The 234-nt window shown below is 34.6% G+C and carries 1 protein-coding gene; it reads right to left on the reverse strand.

The window, feature by feature from the left end; all coding sequences use genetic code 11:
* The coding region (locus COL05_RS30675) for a helix-turn-helix domain-containing protein (protein ID WP_000599317.1) at positions 1–193 on the reverse strand (193 nt) is incomplete at its 3' end.
* Positions 194–234: the final 41 nt, after the last annotated feature.

Raw genomic sequence — 234 nt, forward strand, 5'->3', positions numbered from 1 at the left:
TCTTTCGCTTCTTGATCTTTGTAAATCGTTTCTGTAAAGCTAACTGTGAAACAGATTTTCCAAATAGCTTATAGTATCTATCACTCATTCTTTTACAATAGTTATAAGCGAATCTTGCAGCACCAGCATGGTTTCTAAGCACTTTTTCTTGTTCAGGCGTTGGAATCAGTCTGACTTTCTTCGCCAATATCATCAGAATGTAACTCCTTTAATGAAAGATTTGTTCTTCTGAAT

Origin of the sequence: Bacillus sp. AFS059628, from assembly GCF_002571225.1 — a bacterium.
Lineage (GTDB): Bacteria > Bacillota > Bacilli > Bacillales > Bacillaceae_G > Bacillus_A.